Below are 25,333 nucleotides of genomic sequence, written 5' to 3' on the forward strand. Positions count from 1 at the left end.
AGCAGACCGTAGACCGAGAGTTACCAGCCGCGCTCGGCGAGGCGGTGCGGCTCCGGAACGTCGTCGACGTTGATGCCGACCATGGCTTCGCCCAGACCGCGCGAGACCTCAGCGATGACCGAGGGGTCGTCGTAGAAGGTCGTCGCCTTGACGATGGCCTTGGCGCGCGAAGCCGGGTCGCCGGACTTGAAAATTCCCGAGCCCACGAAGACACCCTCGGCGCCGAGCTGCATCATCATCGCCGCGTCTGCGGGCGTAGCGATACCACCGGCGGTGAAGGTGACGACAGGCAGCTTGCCCGTCTCAGCGACTTCCTGCACGAGCGGCAGCGGCGCCTGCAGTTCCTTGGCGGCAACGTAGAGCTCGTCCTTGGGCAGCGAAGCGATGCGGGCAATCTCGGTGCGTAGCGTGCGCATGTGGGTTGTGGCGTTGGACACGTCACCTGTACCGGCCTCACCCTTCGAGCGGATCATCGCGGCACCCTCCGAGATGCGGCGCAGCGCCTCACCCAGGTTGGTCGCGCCACAGACGAAGGGCACGGTGTACTGCCACTTGTCGATGTGGTGGGTGTAGTCCGCGGGAGTAAGCACCTCGGACTCATCGATGTAGTCGACGCCGAGGCTCTGCAGGACCTGTGCCTCGACAAAGTGCCCGATGCGGGCCTTGGCCATCACGGGGATGGACACGGCATCCACGATTCCCGAAACCAGGTCGGGGTCAGACATGCGTGCGACGCCACCCTGCGAACGAATGTCGGCGGGAACGCGCTCAAGCGCCATGACTGCGACGGCACCGGCGTCTTCAGCAATCTTCGCCTGCTCCGGGGTCACGACGTCCATGATGACGCCGCCCTTGAGCATCTCAGCCATGCCTCGCTTGACCAGGTCCGTTCCGACCTGCGGAGTGGTGGCGGGGGCGTTGTCGCTCATAAGTCAGGCTTCCTTCGTGTGATGGGGATGGAACTCTGCGTCCATTCTAATCGCGTCACGGTAGGTCTCCTCGACTCGAGGGGCCACCGTCTTCCAATCGAACGTCAGCGCTCGAGCCTGCCCGCGTGCGGACAGTTCTTTGCGCGCCTTCGGGTCAGCGATCAAGGCGTTGATACGGGCGGCCATCTCGACCGAGTCGCCGACCGTGTGGAGCGCTGCGCACACCTCGCCGTCAGAGTCAGTGGCGACGTCGCGGAAAGCCACCAGGTCGCTCGCAACAACCGCCGCACCTGCTGCCATCGCCTCCACGAGCACGATCCCGAAGGACTCGCCTCCGAGGTTCGGTGCACAGTAAATGTCGACCGAACTCATGAAGCGCGCCTTCATCGGCTCGTCGAGCTCTCCGATCACCTCGACGCCGGCGCGAGCAGCGCGCGCAGCGACACGGTCGGAGAATCGGCCAGCCACCAGGAATCGGGCTCGCGGGTACACCGCACGGACATGAGGCATCGCGGCAAGGAACTCCTCGAGTCCCTTGCGCGGCTCGTCCATGCGGCCCAGGATTCCGATCGTGGGCGAGTTCGCAGTTCCGCGCCATTCCTTCTTGGGCTCGGCTGCCACGTAATGGTCCGTCTCGACCCCGTTGGGAATGATGTGCGTGGCCGCCACCCGCAGGTGCTCTTTGATGGTGCGGTCTGCCGAGGGCGACACGGCAATGCGGGCGTCCAGCTCCTCGTAGCCAGGCTTGATGAAGGGCTTGGCGTTGCGCATGATGCGCGAGTGCTCGTTGGACGTGTGAAACGTCGCCACGGTGGGGCCCAAACGTGCCCACATCGCGATCACGGACAGTGACATCGTTCCGGGTTCGTGAAGGTGGACAACATCGAAGTCACCCTCCTTGAGCCAGCGGCGCACCCGGGCCGCGGCGAACATGCCGAACTTGATACGAGCCACGGAGCCGTTGTAGTGAACCGGAATGGACCGGCCTGCGGTCGTGACGAAGTCCGGCACCTCCGTGCCGGGAGCTGCGGGCGCCAACACGGACACCTCGTGCCCACGCTCTTGAAGCGCCTCCGCGAGGTCCATGATGTGAAGCTGAACGCCGCCGGGACGGTCAAAGCTATAGGGGCAGACAATTCCGACCTTCATGACGCCCACCCAAACCGCTGCAGCATGTGCCAGTCCTCGGGGTGGCGCGCAATGGCGTCCGCCAACTGCGTCGCCCAGGCCTGCGTCATGGCCTCAACCTTGCCAGACCCCTCGAAGTCCTCTGGGTGAATCGCGTCACCGAAGTGCAGCACCACACCCCACGGCGAACCGGCCCTCTTGCGGCGCTCCTTGGGCAGTCGCTCGTAGAACACATGCACCGGGATGATCGGCGAGGAGATTGCCGCAGACAGTGCCGCGGGCCCGGGAGCGACCTTGACGCGGTTGCCCCACATGTCGACCTCGATGCCGGATCCGGACATGTCCCTGTCGGCAAGCAGGCAGATGAGAGTGCGTTCCTTGAGCCCCAACGAAATGAGTTTGCGGAACGTCGATGAGCCCTCGTGTCCGAGGACGTGAATCCCCAGACCCTCACGCATCTCGACAAACTGATCGAAGACCTCGCGGGGCTTCAGAATTTCGGCGACGGCGTGCACGGGAATGATGTGCTTGGAAGCGTAGGCACCCACGAGGTCCCAGTTGCCCGAGTGGGATAGTGCCGCGACTACACCGCGTTCAGACGTCGCCAACAGGTCAGCAACCTCGTCGTAGCCCTCAAGCCTCACGCGGGCGTCAATCTGCTTGGGGCTCATGCGCCCAATCGTCAGCGCTTCTGCGTAGTACCGGGCAACGGACTCAAGTCCGGCACGACTCACGTTGCGCAGAGCTTCACCCTCAAGTCCAGTCACGCGGTGGAGGTTGTCTTCGAAGCGGTCAATGACGCGGCCGCCACGCCGCCAAGCGACTCGTGCCCCGGCCTCAGCGATCACACGTACCGCGCGCACGGGAAGCACGCGGGATACACGCCACGCGGTGAGGAGCGGATCCATTACGCGTCGCCGGAAGTGGACTCTGCGGGCGTCGCGAAATCCTCGCGGTTCGCGCGCACCACGGCCATTGTCCGTTGCCCCACAGTGATAGCCGCCAAGACGGCAAGGATGTACAACGTGCCCGTCAGGATCCACAGCGGGAGCCCCAGTCCCACGAGGCCGGTCGCGAGCAACCCAAGGAAGAGTCGATCGGACCGCTCCGCGATCCCACCCTTGGCATCGATCCCAAGGCCTTCCGCACGCGCACGTGCGTACGGAACAAAGGAACCAATCGCCAGGCACAGCAGTGCAGCCATGGCGGTCGCCGGCTCTTCCACGCGGAAGGTCCACACTAATGCGCCAAAGATCGCAGCATCGGCCACCCGGTCCAAGGTGGAATCGAGATAGGCACCCAACCGCGAGGACTTACCCGACAGGCGCGCCATGGTGCCGTCGAGCATGTCTGTCACCACAAAAACCGTGATGAACATGACACCCCAAAACAGCATCGTCCCGCCCTGCGGGAAGAAGAAGCATGCGCCGAAAACCACGCCAAGCGTGCCAACGATCGTCACAGCATTGGGGTGAACACCGAGTGCGAGAAGTCCCCTAGCGGGCGCTGCCCAGAGGCGGCCCACGATGGGGCGAAGCTTGCCGAACATATGTCTTGTGAGGACCTAGTCCTCGTCCACCTTCCACTGCTCGGACACGCGCTGCCAGGTGTCATCCAACAATTGCGGCAGCGCCTTGGTCTGGCCAATGATCGGCAGGAAGTTCGAGTCGCCCATCCACCGCGGCACCACGTGTTGGTGGAGGTGTTCGGAGATGCCCGCTCCTCCAATGGCGCCCTGATTCATGCCGATGTTGAAGCCTTGCGTCCCTGATGTCGCGGTGAGGACCCGCATTGCTTTCTGCGTCAGCACGCCCATTTCGTCGCGCTCGGCGTCGGTAGCGTCGGTGTACCAGCCGATGTGGCGGTACGGGCAGACCATCAGGTGACCTGGGTTGTAGGGGTACAGGTTCAACACGACGTAGCAGTGCTCGCCCCGGTGCACGACGAGCGCTTCACGATCATCGAGTTCGAGCTTGGCGCACAGCGGGCAGTCCGCGGTTCCTTCGTACTTGGCGCGGGACTTGCCGTTGTCGATGTACGCCATGCGGTGGGGCGTCCACAGGCGCTCAAAACCGTCGGGCTCACCGCCCATCGTGGTGCCGTCTACAACGTCAGCCATTAGACCTGCGCCTTCGTCTTCACTGCCTCGACGATGCGGGCAACAGCATCCGCGACAGGTACCTGGTTGTCTTGGCTTCCGTCACGGAAGCGGAACGACACAGCCCCAGCGTCAGCGTCATCCCCACCCGCGATGAGGGTGAAGGGGATCTTGTCCTTGCTCGCTGTACGAATCTTCTTGGGGAATCGCTCGTCGGAGTCGTCAAGCTCCACCCGAATGCCCTCGGCACGCAACTGAGCCACGACATCGGCCAGATAATCATTGAAGGCGTCAGCAACGGGAATCGCGCGCACCTGCACCGGAGCCAACCAGACCGGGAAGGACCCGGCATAGTGCTCGGTGAGGATCGCGAAGAAGCGCTCAATGGAGCCAAACAGCGCGCGGTGGATCATCACGGGGCGCTGGCGGGTGTTGTCAGGAGCGGTGTACTCAAGCTCGAAGCGCTCGGGCAGGTTGAAGTCGAGTTGGATGGTGGACATCTGCCACGAACGGCCGATGGCGTCGCGAGTCTGCACCGAGATCTTGGGGCCGTAGAACGCGGCGCCGCCCGGGTCGGGGACCAACTCGAGGCCCGAAGCTTCGGCGACCTCGCGCAAGGTGTCCGTGGCCTCTTCCCAGATTTCATCCTCACCCACGAACTTCTCGGGGTTCTTCGTGGACAGTTCCAGGAAGAAGTCGTCCAGGCCGTAGTCCTTGAGGAGCCCCAGCACAAAGTCGAGCGTGCGAGTGAGTTCATCCTTCATCTGCGCGCGGGTGCAGTAGATGTGGGCGTCGTCCTGCGTGAATCCGCGGGCGCGGGTCATGCCGTGCACCACGCCGGACTTCTCGTAGCGGTAGACGGTGCCGAATTCGAACAGGCGCAGCGGCAGCTCGCGGTAGGACCGGCCGCGCGAGTCAAAGATGAGGTTGTGCATGGGGCAGTTCATGGGCTTCAGGTAGTAGTCCTGGCCCTGACGTGTCACATTACCGGCGCTGTCGCGCTCCTCATCGAGGTGCATCGGTGGGTACATGCCGTCCTTGTACCAATCCAGGTGCCCGGAGACCTCGAAGAGCTTGCCCTTCGTGGCGTGCGGCGTGTAGACGAATTCGTAGCCCTCTTCGATGTGGCGCTTGCGGGAGTAGTCCTCCATCTCCATGCGGATCATTGCACCCTTGGGGTGGAAGACCGGCAGTCCCGAACCGATCTCCTCCGGGAAGGAGAAGAGGTCCATCTCAGAACCCAAGCGACGGTGATCGCGGCGCTCAGCCTCAGCCAGGCGCTCCCTGTAGGCGACCAGCTCTTCCTTGGACGGCCACGCGGTGCCGTACACACGCTGGAGCTGAGGGTTCTTCTCGGAGCCCTTCCAGTACGCGGCGGCGGAACGCATGAGCGACCAGCCGTTTGCGAGGAGCTTGGTGCTGGGTACGTGAGGACCGCGGCACAGGTCCTTCCACGCGACGTCGCCATTGCGGCGGACGTTGTCGTAGATGGTGATGTCGCCTTCGCCGATCTCGACGGACGCGCCCTCCGCGCCTTCGGTGTCGTGGCTCAGCAGCTCGCACTTGTAGTGCTCGTGAGCGAGTTCGGCAAGGGCCTCCTCGCGCGTCACCTCGCGGCGCTGGAAGGACTGCCCCTCCTTGACGATGCGCTGCATGGTCTTCTCAAGCTTCTTGAGGTCCTCCGGTGTGAAGGGCTCTTCGACGTCAAAGTCGTAATAGAAGCCGTTCTCGATGGGAGGGCCCACGCCGAGCTTGGCGTCAGGGTTGATCTGCTGGACCGCTTGGGCGAGCACGTGCGCAGTCGAGTGGCGCAACACCATCAAGCCATCGGGGTCGCTGATCGTGACCGCTTCGATGTCAGCGTCGGCCGGAATGTCGCGGGACAGGTCCCACAGTTCACCGTTCACGCGCATCACCAGAACTTCGCGGCGCTCGGAGAACAGGTCGGTGCCCGTCGTGCCGGCGTCGAGCTCGCGCTTGTCGCCGTCGATGGTCGCAATCAGGCTGGGCACCGTGGTGTCTCCTTGGGGTATGTGGGGCGTCGTTCGTCCTTGTGTGACGCACGCATGGCGCGCGCGTCACACGACGATGCTACCGACCTTGGCGTAGGTGCGAAGAATCGCACGTCACGACAGGTAGCGTGGACCTGACCGATAGCCAAGGAGCCACCCTGTGTCGCGACTCACTCGCCGTGCCGCGCGGGTCTCGGTTCGCGCCCGCATCGGCCTGGCTGTCGCCCTTCTCACTGGCCTGGGCCTGCTCTCGGCGGGGCTCGTGGCATCGGCCATCCTCACCCAAGAGGTGGAGTCACGCGTCGACGATGACCTGGTGAGCGACGTTGCGGAGTTTGAGCGCCTCGCGGAGGTCGGAGTGGACCCTGCCACCGGCGAGCCCTTCGAGTCCCCCGCCGCCGCCGTCCGCACCTCGATGGAACGCCTCATTCCGGATCCCAACCAGGGCGTGGTCGGCTTCCTAGACGGCGAGTTGGAATGGATCTCCCGCGACGCGCAGCTTCCCTTGCAAGACGACCCAGACTTCCTTGCCGCTGTTGCTCCGGCTACCTCCGACGTTGAGGTGACGTATCAGGAAATCGTGACGGACGTCACGACGTATCACGTGGCCGTCGCGCCGGTGAGGTCGGGGGAGAACGGCGTCCTTGTGGTCGGCGGCCCCGGCGACGGCACGGTCGCCGCGCTGGTCATGGCGTACGACCTCGATGCTGAAGTCGCGCTCTTTCAAGAAGCCTTCCGTATCTACGGCTTCGTCGCATTCGGGGCATGGATCGTCGTGAGTGTGCTGGCATGGGCACTCGCCGGACGCCTATTGCGTCCCATCAAGACGCTCGCGGAGACCGCTTCGCACATTGGCCGCGACGACCTCTCGGAACGCATTCCCGTGACCGGGTCGGACGATGTGTCCGACATGACCGAGGCTGTCAACGGCATGCTCGACCGCCTCGAGGCAGCTTTCCGCGCGCAAGCGGACCTCCTCAACGACGTGAGCCACGAGCTGCGCACTCCCATCACCGTGGTGCGCGGCCACCTCGAACTCATGGATGTGTCCGATCCCGCGGACACCACGGATGTGCGTGACTTAAGCATCGACGAGCTCGATCGCATGACGGCCCTTGTCACGGACCTTCTCACCCTCGCCAAGGCGGACCGACCGGACTTCATCACCCTGCGCGCCACCGATATCGCGGACCTGACCCACAGCGTGCTGGATAAGGCATCCGCCATGGGAGATCGCTCCTGGGTGATAGATGCGGCGGCCGATGCCGTGGCCATGTTGGACAAGGACCGCATTACTCAGGCGTGGCTGCAGTTGGTCGCCAATGCTGTGCGATTCTCCGACCCTGGTTCCGAGGTTGGCCTTGGCGCCCGCGTCGCAGACGGCGAGGTTCACCTGTGGGTGCGAGACCAGGGAGTCGGCGTGCCGAAGGATCAGCGTGACCGCATCTTTTCGCGCTTTGTCCAGGCAGATCCCACGCGTCAGGACGGGTCCGGCCTGGGACTGTCGATCGTGACAGCGATCATGCACGCACACGGCGGCTCCGTCGCTGTGGATTCTCGTGAAGGGCACGGCTCAACATTTACGATGAGCCTGCCTACGTCGGCAACTGCCATCGAAGGAGAGGTTCCGTGAGCCAGATTCTCATCATCGAGGACGAGGCGCGTATCGCCTCCTTCGTCGCCAAGGGTTTGAAGGCGGCAGGGTTCACCAGCGATCATGCAGCGACGGGTCGTGACGGCTATCACAAGGCTATGACCGGTGACTTCGAGCTCATCATCCTCGATTTGGGATTGCCCGATGAGGACGGCATGGACGTGCTTGAACGACTGCGCGGCACGGGAAACGACCTTCCCGTGATCGTGCTCACGGCGCGGACCACCATCGAGGCCACTGTTGACAGCCTTGAACGCGGAGCCGACGACTACATCGCCAAGCCCTTCCGCTTTGAAGAGCTCCTGGCACGTGTACGGCTACGGCTGAAATCCGGCGGTGCGGCGGCGGCGCCCACATCGATCATGCGCTGCGGGGACGTGGAACTCGACCCGATCTCGCGCTCGGTCACGGTTGCCGGCCGCACTGTTGACCTGTCCGCGAGGGAGTTTTCGTTGGCAGAGGCCTTCATGTCGCACCCCGGTCAGGCACTTAGCCGTGAACAGCTGTTGTCCCGCGTGTGGGGATACGACTACGACCCGGGGTCCAACGTGGTCGACGTCTACGTGCGGTACTTGCGCGGAAAGTTCGGCGCGCACCGCATTGAAACAGTTCGAGGCGTCGGCTACCGCATGGCGGCAACCGACGCCTCGTAGAAGCGGCGCTTTCGCGACTTAGTCGACCGAGTCTGCCGACGGGGCCGACTCGGGGCTGACCGGCGACGGCGCGGACTTGGCGCTCTTGGCAGACGGCGCCGACTGAACGCTGACCGGCGACTTGGCCGACTGAACGCTCACAGGCGACTTGGCCGACTGAACGCTGACCGGCGACTTGGCGGACTGGATGCTGACCGGAGACTGAGCAGACTTCACGGACTGCACCGAGACCGGCGACTTCGTGGACTGCACGCTCACGGGCGACTTGGTCGACTGAACCGAGACAACCGACACCGTCGACACCGGTGACACGATCGACACGGGCGACACGGCGGACGCGGCCGAGGCGACGGTCAGGGTCGACGAGACGATCTTCATGTCCTTTTCGATGGTGCCCGAAGCCACCTTGCCGTCGATGGTCGACACGGAGTTGTCGGAGGACGTGTCGTTCGTGGGAGTGTCGGATGAGTCAGCGACAGCGACGCCTGCGCCCACGCCAATCACACCGAGGGTTCCAGCTGCGATCCAGATTGCACGGCGGTTGATGTTCATGTTGTCTGATCCTCTCGTTGTGGATGCCGGGGCATCCGTGTCTGAGGACAACAATGCACATCGCCGGTGAGAGCACCAGGAGAATTAGATGAGAGTTCTCTCATCTGCGACGTCAAGCGCGAGAGACAGCCAGTCGCTGGCACGCGCGTCGTCGTCCACACCCGAGGCCAGGGCCACCAGGTTTGCCGCGACGCGGCGCCGCAAATCCTCTGTCTCGACCGTCTCTGCGAACTCGCTGAAGAGCCGGGCGGCGTGCTCTTCAATGCCGCGGTAGCCGTTTGGATCAAGGGTGGGCAACACCAACACGTGCGCCACCATGCATGCGAGGTCATCCGCGCGTCGGCCCGGACCCAAGGTGTCGATATCAATCAACCCGACGATGCGCTCGGGCTGGCTTGCATCGTTCACACGGACGTTGGCTGCGTGGAAATCGCCGTGCGTTGGCACGGTGGCCGCCTCCGGAGGCGCTTTTAGACCAGGGCCGATGCTCGCCACCAGTCGATCGAGTCTGTCACCATCGAGACCGCGATTCCGCGCCAAGTCGATGTACATCTCGAGGCGTTCCGGAATGCTGTTTCGACGTGGAAGTTCACATACTGCTGGCGGGAGGGTGTCGAGCGCGGTGATCAACGAAGCGCCTGTTACGTGTCCGGGCTCGGACCCGTCACGGCGATGCAAGGCTTCAGTCATCGCGGCACCATCGGCTTGAGCCACGAGCACAATCCCATCACCCGCGTCGAGGGCCCGCGGTGCCAGCGAACTAAGCCGATGGCGATGGAGGAGCTCGCCAGCGCGGTCTGGCCGCACAACCTTGACGAACCACACATCGTGGCGCTCGTCCTCGGCGACCTCCGCGCGCAAGACCGCTCTGCGCAATGGCCGGAGGACCAGCATCTCCAACCGGTCAATCTTTGGATGATCCGCGCCTGCGCGCGCGAGGCGCGCCTGAAGCGCCTGCGGAACGCAAGCATCGGCCAACCCCGTCAGGAGCGGATCCGCAGGATGGCGCCACACATGGACCGTTCCGGTCTCTGACTGGAGCCGAACGGCCTTTGTGGCGGCACGCTGCTCGTCTGACAGTTCCACGGTGCTCGCGACGAGGTAGATGCGCTCGCCGCTCGCCGTCACGTCATAGCAAGCTGAGGTCTCCGCACCCGGCCGTGCGTGTACCGCATCAAGTCGCCAGTCCTCGAGCTCAAGGTGCGTGGTCGCGAGGGCTGTCGCCAACATGTCGCCAGCATCGTCGCTGGTCAGAACGTCAGCAGCGGCGTTCGTGGTCATATCGACATCGAACCACGGAACGCTCTCGAGAGTGACGCTCACGCGCACACTCGCTTAAGGAAATGTCAGCGGATCTCAGTCGTCGTTATGGTCCTTGGCCCAGTCGGCGGCCTGGTCCACCTGCGCGTCGAACTTGTCGGGAGTCTTGTCCTTCAAAGTCTCAGCGGCGTCATCAATCTGATCGTCCGACATCCCTGCGGCCTTCTCCTTGGCCTTGTTCAACATGTCATCCATACCCATGATGGGCTCCTTGCGTCGATTCGTGTGGACACCGTCAACGCTACGTCTGGGCGCGAAAAAGCGCGCGCTGGAATGACAAAACCCCCGCAGGTCCTGGACCTTGCGGGGGCTTATTGCTGGTGGGCGATACTGGGATCGAACCAGTGACCTCTTCCGTGTGAAGGAAGCGCGCTACCACTACGCCAATCGCCCTATGAAGCGTGAACAATAGTAGCGCGTCTTGAAAGCCACGGTGACCAACTACACGCCACGGATGCACCTACTCGTCGTCGGGCTCGGTGTCACTAGGGCTTGTCGATACACCGGTGTCGTCCGTCTTGGCCGGAGCGGCCTTCTCGAGACTCTCAGCCGCCTTCTGCGTCACCTTCTTCTCGTAGCGCTCGCCCTGCTTACCTTCGTGTTCGTTAGCCATGCCTCGCTCCTTCCACTTCGCGCCAGAGCACCCAGCGCGGTTGTCTGCAAAACACCTCACGCCGCCCGCGCATTCCTTCGGGGCGCCTGTGCTACCGGCGACGGGGGGGTGCTGGGTCAGGCGTACGTTCCGCCTGAAGCTCGACATGCGCCGCCAGTTCGCGAAGCAGCCGGCCCGGGGTCACGCGCTCACCATCGAGCGCAGACACGTGTTGTACACGCCTGACCGTACTTGTCACCGCCAGGTGCGCAGCGCCCGCGATGACCTCGTCAAGGTCTGCAAGCGTGAGTTCCCCTGGAGCACCCACACGCACGGGGATTCCGGCCCTCGCGCCCCACTCCAACGCGAGTCCACGCATGATGCCCGGCAGGCATCCTGAAGCCAAGGGCGGGGTGATGATCTCTCCCCCGCGCTCGACGAACACGTTCGTCGACGCCCCTTCACAGAGGTTTCCGTAGGTGTTCGCCAGGATGGCCTCGTCGGCACCTCTGCCCCGGGCGTAGTTGGCAATCACCGCGTACTCCCCCGCGGAGGTGGTCTTCACGCCGGCCACGGCGGATCGCTCGTTTCGCTTCCACGGCGCACGGACCGCCACGCACTCGCGCGGGGCGCGGCCCGTTGCACCGGTCACGACGACGGTGGGTCCGCTGTCACCTCTGGCGTAACCCGCCGGACCCACACCCGAGGTCACGGTGACCCGCACGCGGGTGAGTGCCTGTCCGGTTCCGAGTAGGTCGCCGATTGCTCCGCGGACGATGCCGGGGTCAAGCGGGGACAATCCCAAACGTTCCAAGCCATAGGCAAGGCGGGCCAGGTGTCGTGTCAGGGCAAAAGGCACGCCGTCACGGATGGCGATGGTCTCGAAGAGCCCATCGCCCACGGTGAACCCATGATCGCTGGCACTGATGATCGGTTCGTGCGCGCCACGAATGCGCCCCCCAGCCCACACCACCTCAGTCATGGGCTCATTGTTCCGGTAGATGCCAGGGCAATCAACCGTTTCGCCTTAAGTTCAGTCTCCGCCCACTCCTGAGCCGGGTCCGATCCCCACGTAATGCCCGCGCCAGTACCGAACCGCAAGGTGCCCCCGTCGGCGCGGTCCCACCAAAACGTGCGGATTCCGACCGCCAGTTCGGCGCGGCGCGCATCCGCGTCTATCCAACCCACGGCACCGCAATACGGGCCCCGCACTGCTCGCTCTTCACGCTCAATGATCCGCAGCGCTGCCGACTTGGGCGCGCCGGACACGGACCCCGGCGGGAAAGTCCCGTCCAGCAAATGCGGCCACATCTGCGGTGTCCAGGCGTGCTCGCGCGTCAATGTGGCGCTGACCGTCGACTGCAGGTGCCGCAATCCGGGAAGATCGTGAAGCCCAAGAAACTCCGGCACCGCCACGGAACCAGGCTCCGCGACGTGCGAGATGTCGTTGCGCACCAGGTCGGTGATCATCACGTTCTCGGCCTCGTCCTTGGGCAGCATCTGCTCCCCTGGCGCGGCGGTGCCCTTGATCGGAGAACTCAAGACTTGGTTTCCGTCCACGGCGAGATACAGCTCAGGTGATGCCGACACGACCCACGCACCACGAGCATCGGCCATATCCGGAATCTCGATCGAGGCGCCGTACCGTGCCGGGTTCCCCCGAGCCAGCACGTCAGCCAGTGCAGCGGCGTGAGGGAGGTCGCGCCCGGGCAGGGACGCACTCAAAACGCGGCACAGGTTGACCTGATAGACCTCACCGTCGCGGATATCAGCGCGGATGCGCTCAACGCCTGCCATGTACTCGTCTCGCGACAACGACGAGCGCCAACTATCGCGCTGAGGTCCATGCCACGAGGGCGCGTGCTCGTTTGGCGGGGAATCAGAGACTTCCGCCATGCGCCAGGCATCAATACGGCCGTCAAAGGCCCCCACGAGGACCCAAAAGCCGCCCTCGGCAAGCCGGTGACCGTCGCGTGCGACGTCGATGTGTTCGATCACACCGCGCGCGTAAATGCCAGCGAAGCGTGCCTCGCCAGCCATGCGACCTTGACCTTCGTCCACGCCTACAACGGTAGTGCTCACTGAGGCGCTTCTAGGCCGTCGCGACGTCGCAGCAGGCCGGCGAGAGCGGATTTGTCAGCCGCTCGCGCCATGGGCTAGTCTCTACATCTCGTCGGGGGCAACACCTTGACAGCGCGGACGTAGCTCAGCTGGTAGAGCATCACCTTGCCAAGGTGAGGGTCGCGGGTTCGAATCCCGTCGTCCGCTCGTAGGTTCGTAGCCGGATTTTTCGGCGACCACGGTGGGTTGGCCGAGAGGCGAGGCAGCGGCCTGCAAAGCCGTATACACGGGTTCGAATCCCGTACCCACCTCGGGCGATTGGCGCAGCGGTAGCGCGCTTCCCTGACACGGAAGAGGTCACTGGTTCGATCCCAGTATCGCCCACCAGACAAGCCGCCCCCTCGGGGGCGGCTTTTTTGTGCGCTAGCGTGTGCGCGTGCAGGCTGCAATTGAGAGCACGGCGCCAAGCGCCTGGGATGTGTGGGGCGGCGTCTTCGTCGTCATCGCTCTGATCACGACCGTCCTGGCTGTCGTTTCTATCGTTCGACACCGTGGCGACCTCAGTACGCGCGTGACAACGGTCTGGCTCATCATCACTGTCATCTTCCCGCCGCTGGGCGTAATCGCCTGGTTCGTGGCCGGAAGGCGTGCCGCGCAAGACAAGAACTAGCAGCCGGGCCCCTGCGCGCGCCTCGAGCGACGACTCGCGGGACCGAGTGGTGACCGGATGCCTCCCGAATCCGCTATAGTTTTCTTCGGCCCGGAAACAGTCTTCCGGATCATGCGGACGTAGCTCAGCTGGTAGAGCATCACCTTGCCAAGGTGAGGGTCGCGGGTTCGAATCCCGTCGTCCGCTCGCATTACAACGTCGGCTTTGCCGACACCATACGGTGGGTTGGCCGAGAGGCGAGGCAGCGGCCTGCAAAGCCGTATACACGGGTTCGAATCCCGTACCCACCTCGCATGGGCGATTGGCGCAGCGGTAGCGCGCTTCCCTGACACGGAAGAGGTCACTGGTTCGATCCCAGTATCGCCCACCAGACAAGCCGCCCCCCTCGGGGGCGGCTTCTTTCGTTGTGGAGTACGTGCAAGGCCCGATGCGACAGGATGGCACGTATGTCCCTCCAGATTGCGGTGGGGTGGCGACGCACCTCGCTCACTCCCCCGCCGCCAGCGTCACTGGCCCGTGACCTCGCGGTGAGCACGGCAGCCCAGCTTCTTGGCGTGGACCCACAGACCTTGCGGCTGTCTCATCACTGCGAGCACTGTGGAAGCGCCGAGCACGGCACGCCTGTCGTGATCGGTGGGGGTTCGGTGAGCGTGTCACTCTCCCGGGCTGAGGGCTACGCGGTCGCGGTCGCGACACGGGCGGAACGGCCCCTCGGGGTGGACATTGAAAGCGAGTCAGCCGCGCCGCGCGCTGAACTCAGCGCCACGGCGATGCTGTCAGCCCAAGAACGTGCCGCGTCCAAGCACAGCCCTCCGGAGTCTTTGCTTCGCACATGGGTCCAAAAAGAAGCATTGCTCAAGGCCTGCGGCGAAGGGTTACGTTATCCGCTCGAGTCCGTCACGATCCGTGGCGACAGTGTCGTATCTGGTCCCCCGGCTACCCACGGGAAGTGGAACCTGGCGCCGCTTCTCATCGAAGGCGCAGTCGCCTATGTGGCCTACACCGCTCGGTGGCACGAAAGGCTCGTACTCCGGGTCGACGAGTCACCGCAGGATGGCTGCTAGGCGACTGGAAGGTCCGGCAGTTCTGGCTTCCCAATCCAGGCAGTGAAAAAGTCGCCCAGGGAACGCGCTGCCCCGGACTCTGCCCGCGTGATGAACCCAGCGGTGTCCACAGAACCGTGGCGATGCCGCAGCGTCCACTCACGCAGCAAATCGAAGAATGCGCTGTCGCCAATCTCCAGCCTTAGCGCGTGAAGGGTAATTGCTCCGCGTTTGTAGAGGCGATCATCAAACATCGCATCCGGGCCAGGGTCCTGGACCACGAGTTCCTGAGGGAGTGCGCTCAGGCGTGCGTGGGCGGCCCGCGCCTTGGTATCGGCGGAGTCGGCTCCGGATTCCTCGGACCACAGCCACTCGGCGTAACAGGCAAAACCCTCATGGAGCCAAATGTCTTGCCAGCGCCGCAACGTGAGGGAATTACCGAACCACTGATGTGCAAGTTCGTGAGCGATCAGACGTTCCTCGACATGCATTCCATCGACGTGGTTCTCACCAAAGATGGACAGGCCTTGGGCCTCCAAAGGAATCTCAAGGGAGTCTTCTGCGACCACGACCGTGTAGGAGTCGAAGGGGTACGGCCCAAAAAGGTCTTCGAACAACGCAAGCATCCGCGGTTGCTCCGCAAAGTCAGCCTTTGCGCGCGACCTGAGGGCTGGCGGCGCCACGACGCGTTGTGCGACGGGCTTCGACGACAGTGACCATTCCTCATAGCGCCCAATCTGCACGGTCGCGAGATACGTGGCCATCGGGGCTTCATGCTCGTAGACCCAACGAGTCCGGCCCGCTTTGACCTTGCGTTCCACGAGCGAACCGTTACATACAGCCCGGTACGGACTCTCGGTCGACACGGCTATGCGGAACGTCGCCTTGTCGCTGGGGTGATCGTGACACGGGAACCACGACGGCGCGCCATCGGGCTGCCCCGCCACCAGGGCACCTTCGGTCAACTCTTCCCAGCCGACGTCGCCCCAAGGCCCCATCAATGGGCCCGGGGTGCCTTGATAGTCGACGTCGACCGCAAACACGGTCCCAGTCTCGAAATCGTCGTGAAGGCGCACACTCAGGACATCGCCACGGTGCACCCACTTCGCAGGCTTGCGCCCGTTCACCGTGACTCGTGTCACTTTGAGGCCCGCGAGGCGAAGGTCAATGCGGTCGATACGTTCTGTCGCAGTCCCGTGCACTGTTGCGTGGGCGTCAAGCCGATTGGTGGCGACACGGTATTCCAGGTCCAACTCGTAGCGGGACACGGAAATGTGAGGGTCCGGGCGTCCTGGCAGATAAGGATCCTCGGGTGGGCGTCGTAGCATCACTCGCTCACCGGAGCCACGGGATTGCCCTGCCACCGCGTTCCCGAAGGAATCGCGTCACCTCGCAGGACCAACGACGCTGGCCCCACGGAAGCGTCTGGACCGATGCTCGCAGCGGGAAGAATCACGCCGTGCGGGCCGAGCGTCGCCCCAGCTGCGAGAGTCACCGTGTCGATACTCATGACGCGATCGTGGAACAAGTGAGTCTGCACTACACAACCGCGGTTCACTGTTGAACCATCACCGAGCGAGACAAGGTCTGCCTCAGGTAGCCAGTACGACTCACACCACACTCCTCGTCCGATTCGTGCGCCGAGCGCACGCAACCATAGGTTCAGCACCGGCGATCCGTCGGTTGCCGGTCCGAGCCAGGGTACGGCTACTTTCTCGACGAAGGTATCTGCGAGTTCATTTCGCCAGATGAACGAACTCCACAACGGATGGTCGCCAGAGCGTATACGCCCGACCAAGGCCCATTTGGCTGCAACGGCGATAAGCGCGCCGGCGACAGCCGCCCCGAGGACGACGAGCCCGCTCACCAGGAATGCCAACGCTATTCCGTGGGTCTCGACGAGCGCAAGCAAGGTGAGCATGACGGCGGTACCCAAGGTGAATGACAGCATCTCGGGCACCACGCGGCACACCTCGACGAGCGCGCGTGCGACACGCAGCTTTGTGGGAGGCGAGTACGCCCGCTCCTTGTCCGCTTTGACGTTCACGCGACGCAGCTTCTCGGGCGGGGAACCGATCCACGACGTCCCCTTCTTCGCCTTGTTCGCCTTGCGAGGCGTTGCCGACAGCACGGCAACCAGGCCTCCCTTGGGCACTGACCTACCAGGAGCGATCATGCCCGAGTTGCCGAGGAAGGCCTTGCGGCCAATACGTGCCTTCTCGACACGCATCCACCCGCGGCCCAGTTCATATGATCCGATCAAGGTGTCGTCTGCAAGGAACGCACCGCGGCCCACGCGCGTCATGCGCGGCAGCATCAGCACAGTGGACGCCTCGACGTCCTTGCCGATGCGTGCGCCAAGTGAACGCAGCCACCAGGGCGTGGCACTCGAGGCGTAGAGGCCATAGAGCCGCGTGCGCGCCTCGTCCATCAGCCGCAACGTGGCCCAGATTTGCCAACCCTTGCGCGATCGCACCGGGTAATACCCAGCGCGCATGCCGATCGATGTCAGGCGCACCCCAACCCAAATCACGATGGCCAGGACCGCCAAGTACGCGAGCGCTCCCACGGGCGCCCACAGCAACGCGTCAGGTGCGGCTTCACCGAGTGTCGTGTCGTGCGCCGTTGCCGACGCGACAACTGTGAGCCCAGCGACCGCCGCCACCACCGGCAATGCCCCCAGAGCGGCCGCGCTTGCGCCGTAAATGGCCACCCAGCGCCGGCCTCGAGGGGCGCGCTTCCTGGGCCACGGCACTCGTGCCGGCCCCACGAACTTTGCTGGCGACCCAGCCCACAGTTCACCCGGCGGGATGGAGCCGCTTACTGCGGTACCCGCGGCGATCTCCGCGCCCTGACCAACGCGTGAACCAGGACCGAGCGTCGATCTGGTGCCGACGGTGGCCTTCTTATCCACCCTCACGCGTCCTACGACGAACGTGTCGCCATCGAGCCAGTGACCAGCCAAGTCGACCTCAGGCTCAATGGCGCAACCCGCGCCCAGCGTCAACATCCCCGTCACAGGAGGAAGCGAATGCAGATCGATTCCTGCGCCCACCTTCGCTCCCAATGCGCGTGCGTATGTCACCGTCCACGGTGCACAGCTGAGGTTTCCCACGCCGGCAGCATCGGCCCAGCTCTCCACGAACCACACCTTGAGGTGCGTCGCTCCCCCACGTCGATAGTGACCAGGCCGGATCCCGCGAAGCAACGTCCGCGCCACGAGGACCGTCGACCCCATGCGTCCAAGCGGACTGATGCACACGACCCATCCGATAAGGCCCCAGAGCCATGCGCCAGGGACGGTGGGCACCCAGGAAAGGAGGTCGAGACTCTCCACGATCGCGACTGTCAGCAGGATCCAGGTGAGCCACCGAAGACCCACCCAGGTCGCAAGCACAAGCCCCGCAAGAGTCTGCAGTACTTGAGCCGAGACCGGTGTGGGAGCGATCGACGCCGTCTCGCGCTCTTCACGTGGGTCTAGTTCCGACAGTCGCGCGGCCAGGTCAGCGAGCCGTGGATAGTCGTAAAGGTCCGCAACCGCGACCGTGGGGTAGCGCTCGCGCAAAGCGGACACCAGCTGCGCCGCGGTGAGGCTACCGCCGCCGGAGTCGAAGAAGTCCTCGTCTGGACCCTGCACAGGGGCACCGAGCGCGGCGGTCCAGTGAACCGCGATCCAGTACTCCAAGTCGGAGAGGTTGCCGGATGGGCCCTCGTCATCGACGGATTGCTCTAGCGGCCACGGCAAGGCGTCACGATCAACCTTGCCGGATCCGCGCGTCGGTATCTCCGGAACCACGGCAAGCTGCGGAATTAACGCTGCGGGCAGTCGTTCGCGAAGCAGCCGCCGTGCCTCGGCCACGTCCACTGTGCCTGACCCTGTGGGCGCGAGATAGCCGATCAGTACAGCGGCTCCACCACTGGTGCGCCGTACTGCCGCCGCCGCCATCGCGACATCCGGCACTTCCAGGAGGGCGGCATCCACCTCACCCAACTCGATCCGCCTGCCGCCAATCTTGACCTGGTCATCGGCCCTGCCCAAGAAGACGAGTCCTCCAGGGTCTTCACGAACAAGGTCGCCGCTGCGGTAGGCGCGCTCCCAGCCCAACGCGGGAGCAGGGGCGTACTTTTCAGCGTCCTTGGCGGGATCCAGGTAGCGAGCGAGGCCCACTCCCCCAATCATGAGTTCGCCAGCTTCACCGGGCACGACACGTTCCCCAGAAGGATTGACGACGGCGAGGTCCCAACCGTCCAGCGGCAATCCAATCCGGACCTCGCTCACGCCATCCATCAACGAAGCGCAGGCCACCACGGTCGCTTCGGTGGGTCCGTAGGTGTTCCACACCTCCCGACCGTCGGCAACCAAGCGGGCTGCGAGTTCAGGCGGAACCGCCTCTCCGCCGAAGATCAACAAGCGGATGCGTTCCAACTGTTCAGGCTGGAGCAGCCCAGCCAGTGTGGGGACGGTGGAGATGACGGTGATCTCCTGGTACACGAGCCACGGGCCTAAGTCCATACCCGTCCGCACGAGCGCCCGCGGGGCCGGAACCAGACAAGCGCCGTAGCGCCACGCGAGCCACATCTCTTCGCACGAGGCATCGAAGGCCACGGAGAGACCCGCCAGCACCCTGTCGCCGGGTCCCAACGGCGCTTCGGTCAAAAAGATCCGTGCCTCCGCGTCGACAAATGCGGCGGCAGAGCGTTGAGAAACTGCCACGCCCTTGGGTGTGCCTGTGGAGCCCGACGTGAAGATGATCCACGCTCCGTCGTCGAGGCTCGGGCGCGGAACCGGAGCCTGCCCAGAAGGCTCCACCCCCAGGTCGCCATCAGACAGAACGAGTGCGACGCCCGCCTCGTCGAACACGGTGCGCGCACGTTCTTCGGGGTCGTCGACATCAACCGGGACGTAGGACGCACCCGCTGCCATCACGGCGAGCACGGCGGCGTACAGCTCCACCGTTCCTGACGAGATCCGCACGCCCACACAGTCGCCCGGCGTCACGCCCCTACTTCTAAGGTTCGTGGCGGCGGCGTCGATCATGATCCCGAGTTCCGCGTAGGTCACGGAGGCCTGGCCGTCATCGATGGCGGGCGCATCTGGGTGGGTGGCAACAGTCTCGTCGAAGATGTCGAGAAGGGTCCGCGGCGACGCGGCGTATGAGGAGCGCAGGAGGGCGTCGGCAGGGGTCACGGTCGCGATCGTCGCAGGCTGAGGTGTCGGAAGGGTGAACATCAGGTGTCAAGGCCCACGTAACACTGCTGACACTCCCATCTGAGATGATGTGAACGTACGCGACGAAGGGCACTTGAGCTAGATGTCAGAGACGAACCACGACCGCACGCACCGCCTTGGCCACCGCGCCGACGCACCCGTGCCGACCTCGACCTACCGACTACAACTCAACGCTGATTTCACATTCGCCGATGCTGCAGAGCACCTGGACTACTACGCCTCCTTGGGCGTCACTCACCTGTATCTGTCGCCAATTCTGGAAGCGGCACCCGGGTCCACCCATTTTTACGATGTTGTCGACCACTCGCGCATTGCTGGCGCGCTAGGCGGCGTCGATGGACTGCGAGACCTGGCGTGGAAAGCGGGCGAACACAACATCGGGCTCGTGGCCGATGTTGTTCCCAATCACATGTCTGTGCCCACCCCCGCCTATCACAACAAAGCGTTGTGGTCGCTGTTGCGCGACGGCGAGGACTCCGACCATGCGCACTGGTTCGACGTGGACTGGTCAGGCGGCGATCCGGTCCTGATGCCCGTCCTGGGTCAGCGCATCGGCACCGTCCTCGCCAATGGCGAACTCTCCATTGACTCGATGGTGATCCCCGGCTTTGAGGATGAGGGCGAAGTCCCCGTCCTCAAGTACTACGACCACGTCTTTCCCATTCGCCCCGGCACCGAGAATCTGCCGATGGCGTCGCTAGTCGACCAGCAGCACTACCGCCTGGCCTACTGGCGAGTAGCGAACGAGGAGCTGAATTACCGACGCTTCTTTGACGTGGGCTCTCTCGTGGCCGTCCGCGTTGAAGACCCGGATGTTTTCGAGGCGACTCACCGCGTGATCGTGGACCTGATCAAGGACGACACCCTCCAGGGCCTACGCATCGACCACCCGGATGGCCTCGCGGACCCCGCCGGCTACATCCAGCGACTGGCGGACGCCACCAACGGCGCATGGATCGTCGTCGAGAAGATTCTCGAGGACGAAGAACGGCTGCCCACGAGTTGGCGCACGGCCGGCACTACCGGCTACGACGGCGCGTGGCGCGTGGGCGCGTTGTTGCGCGACCCCGCGGGCTCTTCTCCCCTGGCGGCGACCCTGCACCGCGTGACTGGCGACGCGATGGGCATGTTGCCGGCGATGATCAACGACGCCAAGCGGGAGATCGTCAAAGACTCGCTGTCGAGCGAAGTGCACCGCCTGGCGACCATTGCGCACACCATCTGCACCACAGACGTCCGCCTTCGCGACCACACCTGGCGGTCGCTCTACGACTGCCTGCGGACCCTGCTGATCACGTTTGACCGCTACCGCGCCTACGTGGTTGCTGGCACGCAGCCCAAGCCACCTTCACTCGAGGCCATTGAACAGGCGTCGGCACGGGCACGGACACTTCTTGATGAGGAGCGTCACGAGACACTCGACGTCGTAGTCGACCTGCTCCAGGGTGCCGAGGTGGGCTCTGCAGGCCGTACCAATGACGCGAACCGTCGCGAACTCATCACTCGCTTCCAGCAGGCGTGTGGCGCCGTCATGGCGAAGGGAATCGAGGACACGGCCTACTACCGCTGGACCCACCTGCTCCCGCTGTGTGAAGTGGGCTCGCCCGCGTCACGCTTCGCAATGCCGCCCGCGGCCTTCCACGCGTGGGCCGACGAGCAGCAGATGCAGTACCCACATGGCATGACGTGCCTGAGTACCCACGACACCAAGCGCTCGGAAGACGTCCGGGCACGACTAGGGGTGCTGAGCGAGGCCGCGGATAAGTGGGACGTCCTGGTCACGAAGCTGCAGCACGCGACCGAGCAGATGCGGCCCGCCCTTCTTGATGGGCGCACCGAGAACCTCTGGTGGCAGACGCTGGTCGGCACCAGCGATGAGAACGAGTTCATGGATTGGGATCGCCTCGAGGGTTATCTCCTCAAGGCGATGCGTGAGGCCAAGACCCACACGACCTGGACGTCAGTGGACGAGGACTACGAGTCCGCCGTGTTGTGGTTCGCCCAGTCCACCCATGCAGACCATGCGGTTCGTACGCTCGTCCACGACTGGCACGTTGAGGCTGCCGCCGGCGTGAGGGCGCACGTGCTGTCGATGAAGCTCATCCAGTTGACTATGCCTGGCGTTCCCGATGTGTATCAGGGCACCGAAGCGCTCGCGCCTTCGCTCGTAGATCCCGACAACCGGCGGCCGGTTCCGTTCGACGACTTGGCCAGCGACCTTGAACGCCTCGACGCCGGCACCAAGCCGCGCGGCCTCAGCGAGGAGAAACTCCTCGTGACGAGCCGGGCCCTGCGCGCACGACGCGACAACGCCGAAGCCTTCATTGGCGAAAGCGCCGGCTATCACCCCCTGCCGTCCTCTTCGGGCCACGCGGTCGTCTTTGCACGCACGGCACATGACAAGGCTCGAGTCATTACTGCGGCAACCCGCCTTGGGCTGGATCTCGACGAACTCGGCGGCTGGCGTGAACACACCGTCACACTGCCTGAGGGCCGGTGGCGCGACACCCTGTCGAACCGGAAGTTCGACGGCGGAACTGTCGACCTGTCGGACCTGCTCGGAACGTTGCCGGTGGCGCTTCTTGTGGAGGACGAATGACACAGCACGTGTGGGCGCCGGAAGCCGACTCAGTCGTCGCAGTGGTCGGCCCTCCGGATGCTGACGAACACGAACGCTTGGACCTATCCCGGGGCGCTGACGGCTGGTGGGAGGGCCCCCGCCTGCCCCACGGCACGGACTACGCGTACGAGGTTGATGGTGACGGCCCGTGGCCAGACCCTCGCTCCGCGGCGCAACCGTACGGCGTCCACGGCCCGTCACGGGTCTTTGACCCGTCCCTGTACCGCTGGCGCGACAGCCAGTGGCACGGCGTCGGTGCGCTTGGCGCAGTGTTCTACGAGATGCACGTAGGCACGTTCACACCCCAAGGCACGCTCGATAGCGCGATCGTCCAACTCGAGGACCTCAAGGCCACCGGCGTCGACATCGTTGAGCTCATGCCGGTCGCTCCGTTCCCCGGACGCCATGGTTGGGGCTACGACGGGGTGTCCCTGTACGGCGTGCACGAGGCCTACGGGGGCCCCGCAGCGCTCCAACGCTTCGTCGATGCCGCCCACCGTGCCGGGCTTGGCGTCTGCCTCGACGTTGTCTACAACCACTTGGGACCGGACGGCAACTACCTGTCGAAGTTCGGCCCCTACTTCACCGACGCCCACCACACGCCTTGGGGCTGGGCCGTCAACCTTGATCAGGCTTCCAGCGACGGGATGCGCCGGTTCATCGTGGACAACGCGCTGCGGTGGTTCAAGGACTTTCACCTCGACTGCCTTCGCCTCGATGCTGTACACGAATTGCAAGACGATTCCGCCGTCCACATCCTCGCCCAGCTGAGCGACGAGGCGGCCACGCTGGCCAAAGAACTGGGCCGGCCGCTGTCGCTGGTTGCTGAGTCGGACCTCAATGACGCGCGCATGGTCACCCCGACCTCTGACGGTGGTCTTGGCATGACGGCCCAGTGGAACGACGACGTGCACCATGCTTTGCACGCCTATCTCACTGGCGAGCGCCATGGCTACTACGTCGACTTTGGCTCGATCGAGTGCCTCGACAAGGTCTACCGCGAGGTGTTCTGGCACAACGGCACGTTCTCCCCGTTCCGCGACAAGACGTGGGGCGCCCCGGTTCCGTCAGACATGGACCGCCAGCGCTTTGTGGTGTGCGCCTCCAACCACGACCAGGTCGGCAACCGTGCAATCGGCGACCGCCCGTCGAATCGCCTCAGCGCAGGCGCACAGGCCACATCCCTGGCCGCGGTGCTGCTGTCACCATTCACGCCCATGCTCTTCCAAGGCGAGGAGTACGGCGAGGAGCGCCCGTTCATGTTCTTCACCGACCACGATGAGCCGCTGGGTTCCGCAGTCTCTGAGGGACGCATGAGTGAGTTTGGCGGTCACGGGTGGGACGACCTCTACGGCGGGAATGTCCGCGTCCCTGATCCCCAAGATCGCACGACCTTCTTGCGCTCAAAACTGGGTTCGGGAATCGGATCAGAGGGTGAGCCGCACGACTCATTGCGGCGCTGGGTCGCAGACCTGATGGCGCTTCGAGTTCACGTCTCCGATCGCGCAGCCTGGGAGTCTCACCCCGCCGGAGCCTCCGAGAGTGAACCCCGCCTGCTCACCTTGCACGGGCCTGTGACGGTGCACGCCAACTTGACCGGAGCATCGGCCGTCATCGAAACCTCTGGCACACTCGTGGGCCACTTCGGCGGCGTCGAGCCCGGCGATGGTGCGCTCACGCTCGCTCCCGATTCAGTCGCGTTAGTAACGGCGTAGGACAGCATTGCTTGGGTAGGGCCGATGCTGGCTTCAGCTAGCTTCGCCCGTCACCATCGCGTGCATGCGGGATAAGGCTCGGGCGTACTTTTTGCGATAGCCGCCGCGAAGCATGTCCTTGGTGAAGACGTCTCCCAGCGAGTGCCCCGAGGCGACCAATCGGACGTCGCGGTCATAGAGGCGGTCAACGAGAGAAACCACTCGGAGTGCCTGGGCCTGGTCGGTTAACGGCGCGACGCCGCGCAGTCCGAGGGTGGCGATCCCATCCACGTAGGCGCCGTAACGGCTGGGGTGAACATGTGTGAGGTCCTCCATGAGCGCAGCCCAGTCCTCGCACGCGCCGTCCTCGATCTTGGCAACGGCAACCACGTCTTCCGCGCGCGCCGGATCGGGAAACGGCGCATTGCCACGGCCGCGATAGTCCGGCCCATCGATCGTGACGACATCAAACACGCTGGAGACAGCCTGGATCTCGCGCTGGAAGTCATCTGCCGCGAAACGCCCTTGACCCAAGGAACCCGGAACCGTGTTGGACGTCGCCGCTAAGGCCACCCCGGCATCGGCCAGTTCCCGCATGAGGCGGGCCATGAGGACAGTGTCGCCCGGGTCATCGAGCTCAAACTCATCAATGCACACGAGCGCGAACTCTTGGAGCGCGGCCCGTGTCGCTTGGAAACCGAGCGCTCCCACGAGGTGGGTGTATTCGACGAACGTCCCGAACGCCGCGCGCTGACCCACGTCGTGAGCCAGAGCGGCCAACAAGTGAGTCTTGCCAACGCCGAATCCGCCATCGAGATAGATCCCGCGCCCGGCGCTCGAGCGACGCAGACGGCTGAGGCCCTTGCGCGTCACCCCGGCGGCGAAGGCCTTGACTGCATCGACGGCCTCAGACTGGCTGGAAAAGTCCGGGTCCGGAACATAGGTGTCGAAGGAGGCGTGCGCAAAGTGTGGCGGCGGTACCAGATTCGCAATCAGCAAGTCAGGCGCCACATGTGGCCGACGGCCCACCAAGCGTGCGGTCATGCCTCCCCCTTTCATCAAACTTCAGTGCTCGGA

At 64.4% G+C, this 25,333-nt stretch carries 21 protein-coding genes and 7 tRNA genes; 12 read left to right on the forward strand and 16 right to left on the reverse strand.

Going from position 1 to position 25,333, the window contains the following annotated elements; translation table 11 throughout:
• Positions 1-20: 20 nt before the first annotated feature.
• Genes pdxS through thrS form a run of 6 tightly spaced genes read right to left on the reverse strand, consistent with a single transcriptional unit; the run spans position 21 to position 6,167 of the window.
• Positions 21-929, reverse strand: a complete 909-nt coding sequence (gene pdxS, locus AOP74_RS09750; RefSeq protein WP_061962192.1) for a pyridoxal 5'-phosphate synthase lyase subunit PdxS — start codon at positions 927-929, stop codon at positions 21-23.
• A 3-nt stretch (positions 930-932) separates the two neighbouring features.
• Positions 933-2,078 carry a glycosyltransferase family 4 protein gene (locus tag AOP74_RS09755; protein ID WP_152649264.1) on the reverse strand — a complete coding sequence of 382 codons (1,146 nt, stop codon included), beginning with the start codon at positions 2,076-2,078 and terminating at the stop codon, positions 933-935.
• On the reverse strand, positions 2,075-2,965 hold the full coding sequence (locus AOP74_RS09760; RefSeq protein ID WP_061962194.1) for a phosphatidylinositol mannoside acyltransferase: 891 nt from the start codon (positions 2,963-2,965) through the stop codon (positions 2,075-2,077). Before AOP74_RS09760 ends, AOP74_RS09755 begins: the two co-directional genes overlap by 4 nt.
• Positions 2,965-3,606, reverse strand: a complete 642-nt coding sequence (gene pgsA / locus AOP74_RS09765; RefSeq protein WP_061962195.1) for a phosphatidylinositol phosphate synthase — start codon at positions 3,604-3,606, stop codon at positions 2,965-2,967. Before pgsA ends, AOP74_RS09760 begins: the two co-directional genes overlap by 1 nt.
• A gap of 15 nt (positions 3,607-3,621) precedes the next feature.
• Positions 3,622-4,176: an HIT family protein gene (locus AOP74_RS09770; protein WP_061962196.1), complete on the reverse strand. Its 555-nt coding sequence runs from the start codon at positions 4,174-4,176 to the stop codon at positions 3,622-3,624.
• Positions 4,176-6,167, reverse strand: coding sequence for a threonine--tRNA ligase (gene thrS / locus AOP74_RS09775; protein ID WP_061962197.1), 1,992 nt, complete (start codon positions 6,165-6,167; stop codon positions 4,176-4,178). Before thrS ends, AOP74_RS09770 begins: the two co-directional genes overlap by 1 nt.
• 160 nt (positions 6,168-6,327) lie before the next feature.
• Here thrS and AOP74_RS09780 point away from each other — a divergent pair, with 160 nt between their 5' ends.
• A complete protein-coding gene (locus AOP74_RS09780) occupies positions 6,328-7,800 on the forward strand; it encodes a sensor histidine kinase (protein ID WP_061962198.1) in 1,473 nt (490 codons plus the stop codon).
• Entirely contained in the window at positions 7,797-8,474 is a 678-nt protein-coding gene (locus AOP74_RS09785; RefSeq protein ID WP_061962199.1) for a response regulator transcription factor, read from the forward strand. The genes AOP74_RS09780 and AOP74_RS09785 overlap by 4 nt, the downstream gene beginning before the upstream one ends.
• 18 nt (positions 8,475-8,492) lie before the next feature.
• On the opposite strand, the gene AOP74_RS09790 is transcribed toward AOP74_RS09785, so the two are convergent.
• The 7 genes from AOP74_RS09790 to AOP74_RS09810 all read right to left on the reverse strand — a co-directional run bounded on the left by AOP74_RS09790 (position 8,493) and on the right by AOP74_RS09810 (position 13,020).
• Positions 8,493-9,026, reverse strand: a complete 534-nt coding sequence (locus AOP74_RS09790; RefSeq protein ID WP_061962200.1) for a hypothetical protein — start codon at positions 9,024-9,026, stop codon at positions 8,493-8,495.
• Positions 9,027-9,110: 84 nt separating this feature from the next.
• On the reverse strand, positions 9,111-10,349 hold the full coding sequence (locus tag AOP74_RS09795; protein WP_152649265.1) for a phosphotransferase: 1,239 nt from the start codon (positions 10,347-10,349) through the stop codon (positions 9,111-9,113).
• Between the two features lie 33 nt (positions 10,350-10,382).
• The gene (locus AOP74_RS12245; protein WP_160297478.1) at positions 10,383-10,541 is read right to left on the reverse strand and encodes an Rv0909 family putative TA system antitoxin; all 159 of its coding nucleotides are present in this window, start codon (positions 10,539-10,541) and stop codon (positions 10,383-10,385) included.
• 123 nt (positions 10,542-10,664) lie between these two features.
• Positions 10,665-10,739 (reverse strand) — tRNA-Val (locus AOP74_RS09800).
• A gap of 67 nt (positions 10,740-10,806) precedes the next feature.
• Positions 10,807-10,959, reverse strand: a complete 153-nt coding sequence (locus AOP74_RS12250; RefSeq protein ID WP_160297479.1) for a hypothetical protein — start codon at positions 10,957-10,959, stop codon at positions 10,807-10,809.
• Positions 10,960-11,050: 91 nt separating this feature from the next.
• Positions 11,051-11,920, reverse strand: coding sequence for an aminotransferase class IV (locus AOP74_RS09805; RefSeq protein ID WP_061962202.1), 870 nt, complete (start codon positions 11,918-11,920; stop codon positions 11,051-11,053).
• On the reverse strand, positions 11,917-13,020 hold the full coding sequence (locus AOP74_RS09810) for a chorismate-binding protein (protein WP_236683799.1): 1,104 nt from the start codon (positions 13,018-13,020) through the stop codon (positions 11,917-11,919). Before AOP74_RS09810 ends, AOP74_RS09805 begins: the two co-directional genes overlap by 4 nt.
• A gap of 113 nt (positions 13,021-13,133) precedes the next feature.
• On the opposite strand from AOP74_RS09810, the gene AOP74_RS09815 reads away from it, so the two are divergent.
• The 8 genes from AOP74_RS09815 (at position 13,134) to AOP74_RS09850 (ending at position 14,733) form a co-directional block, all read left to right on the forward strand.
• A tRNA-Gly gene (locus tag AOP74_RS09815) sits at positions 13,134-13,206 on the forward strand.
• Between the two features lie 33 nt (positions 13,207-13,239).
• Positions 13,240-13,310 (forward strand) — tRNA-Cys (locus tag AOP74_RS09820).
• Between the two features lies 1 nt (position 13,311).
• Positions 13,312-13,386 (forward strand) — tRNA-Val (locus tag AOP74_RS09825).
• Positions 13,387-13,435: 49 nt separating this feature from the next.
• The gene (locus AOP74_RS09830; RefSeq protein ID WP_160297480.1) at positions 13,436-13,669 is read left to right on the forward strand and encodes a PLDc N-terminal domain-containing protein; all 234 of its coding nucleotides are present in this window, start codon (positions 13,436-13,438) and stop codon (positions 13,667-13,669) included.
• A 113-nt stretch (positions 13,670-13,782) separates the two neighbouring features.
• A tRNA-Gly gene (locus AOP74_RS09835) sits at positions 13,783-13,855 on the forward strand.
• 33 nt (positions 13,856-13,888) lie between these two features.
• A tRNA-Cys gene (locus AOP74_RS09840) sits at positions 13,889-13,959 on the forward strand.
• Positions 13,960-13,964: 5 nt separating this feature from the next.
• Positions 13,965-14,039: transfer RNA gene (locus AOP74_RS09845), tRNA-Val, on the forward strand.
• Positions 14,040-14,115: 76 nt separating this feature from the next.
• Positions 14,116-14,733 carry a 4'-phosphopantetheinyl transferase family protein gene (locus AOP74_RS09850; RefSeq protein ID WP_061962205.1) on the forward strand — a complete coding sequence of 206 codons (618 nt, stop codon included), beginning with the start codon at positions 14,116-14,118 and terminating at the stop codon, positions 14,731-14,733.
• On the opposite strand, the gene AOP74_RS09855 is transcribed toward AOP74_RS09850, so the two are convergent.
• Both AOP74_RS09855 and AOP74_RS09860 read right to left on the reverse strand, forming a co-directional pair.
• The gene (locus tag AOP74_RS09855) at positions 14,730-16,040 is read right to left on the reverse strand and encodes a M1 family metallopeptidase (protein ID WP_061962206.1); all 1,311 of its coding nucleotides are present in this window, start codon (positions 16,038-16,040) and stop codon (positions 14,730-14,732) included. The genes AOP74_RS09850 and AOP74_RS09855 overlap by 4 nt on opposite strands.
• Positions 16,040-19,942 carry a Pls/PosA family non-ribosomal peptide synthetase gene (locus AOP74_RS09860; protein ID WP_061962207.1) on the reverse strand — a complete coding sequence of 1,301 codons (3,903 nt, stop codon included), beginning with the start codon at positions 19,940-19,942 and terminating at the stop codon, positions 16,040-16,042. Before AOP74_RS09860 ends, AOP74_RS09855 begins: the two co-directional genes overlap by 1 nt.
• Positions 19,943-20,024: 82 nt before the next feature.
• Between AOP74_RS09860 and treY the strand changes: the two genes are divergently transcribed.
• Positions 20,025-22,541 (forward strand): malto-oligosyltrehalose synthase, encoded by a 2,517-nt coding sequence (gene treY, locus AOP74_RS09865; RefSeq protein WP_061962208.1) that lies wholly within the window; start codon positions 20,025-20,027, stop codon positions 22,539-22,541.
• A complete protein-coding gene (gene treZ, locus AOP74_RS09870) occupies positions 22,538-24,277 on the forward strand; it encodes a malto-oligosyltrehalose trehalohydrolase (RefSeq protein WP_061962209.1) in 1,740 nt (579 codons plus the stop codon). The genes treY and treZ overlap by 4 nt, the downstream gene beginning before the upstream one ends.
• Positions 24,278-24,310: 33 nt before the next feature.
• Here treZ and zapE read toward each other — a convergent pair whose 3' ends face one another.
• Complete coding sequence (gene zapE, locus AOP74_RS09875) at positions 24,311-25,300, reverse strand: cell division protein ZapE (RefSeq protein WP_061962210.1); 990 nt, start codon at positions 25,298-25,300, stop codon at positions 24,311-24,313.
• Positions 25,301-25,333: the final 33 nt, after the last annotated feature.

Origin of the sequence: Demequina flava (genome assembly GCF_000975035.1) — a bacterium.
Lineage (GTDB): Bacteria > Actinomycetota > Actinomycetes > Actinomycetales > Demequinaceae > Demequina > Demequina flava.

What these genes read in the sequence shown, in the direction of transcription:
- AOP74_RS12245 (WP_160297478.1), bottom strand. Translation starts at nt 10,541, where the DNA reads ATGGATGACATGTTGAACAAGGCCAAGGAGAAGGCCGCAGGGATGTCG.
- AOP74_RS09790 (WP_061962200.1), bottom strand. Translation starts at nt 9,026, where the DNA reads ATGAACATCAACCGCCGTGCAATCTGGATCGCAGCTGGAACCCTCGGT.
- AOP74_RS09850 (WP_061962205.1), top strand. Translation starts at nt 14,116, where the DNA reads ATGTCCCTCCAGATTGCGGTGGGGTGGCGACGCACCTCGCTCACTCCC.
- AOP74_RS09755 (WP_152649264.1), bottom strand. Translation starts at nt 2,078, where the DNA reads ATGAAGGTCGGAATTGTCTGCCCCTATAGCTTTGACCGTCCCGGCGGC.
- AOP74_RS09770 (WP_061962196.1), bottom strand. Translation starts at nt 4,176, where the DNA reads ATGGCTGACGTTGTAGACGGCACCACGATGGGCGGTGAGCCCGACGGT.
- pdxS (WP_061962192.1), bottom strand. Translation starts at nt 929, where the DNA reads ATGAGCGACAACGCCCCCGCCACCACTCCGCAGGTCGGAACGGACCTG.
- pgsA (WP_061962195.1), bottom strand. Translation starts at nt 3,606, where the DNA reads ATGTTCGGCAAGCTTCGCCCCATCGTGGGCCGCCTCTGGGCAGCGCCC.
- AOP74_RS12250 (WP_160297479.1), bottom strand. Translation starts at nt 10,959, where the DNA reads ATGGCTAACGAACACGAAGGTAAGCAGGGCGAGCGCTACGAGAAGAAG.
- treZ (WP_061962209.1), top strand. Translation starts at nt 22,538, where the DNA reads ATGACACAGCACGTGTGGGCGCCGGAAGCCGACTCAGTCGTCGCAGTG.
- AOP74_RS09805 (WP_061962202.1), bottom strand. Translation starts at nt 11,920, where the DNA reads ATGACTGAGGTGGTGTGGGCTGGGGGGCGCATTCGTGGCGCGCACGAA.
- AOP74_RS09760 (WP_061962194.1), bottom strand. Translation starts at nt 2,965, where the DNA reads ATGGATCCGCTCCTCACCGCGTGGCGTGTATCCCGCGTGCTTCCCGTG.
- AOP74_RS09860 (WP_061962207.1), bottom strand. Translation starts at nt 19,942, where the DNA reads ATGTTCACCCTTCCGACACCTCAGCCTGCGACGATCGCGACCGTGACC.
- treY (WP_061962208.1), top strand. Translation starts at nt 20,025, where the DNA reads ATGTCAGAGACGAACCACGACCGCACGCACCGCCTTGGCCACCGCGCC.
- zapE (WP_061962210.1), bottom strand. Translation starts at nt 25,300, where the DNA reads ATGACCGCACGCTTGGTGGGCCGTCGGCCACATGTGGCGCCTGACTTG.
- AOP74_RS09855 (WP_061962206.1), bottom strand. Translation starts at nt 16,040, where the DNA reads ATGCTACGACGCCCACCCGAGGATCCTTATCTGCCAGGACGCCCGGAC.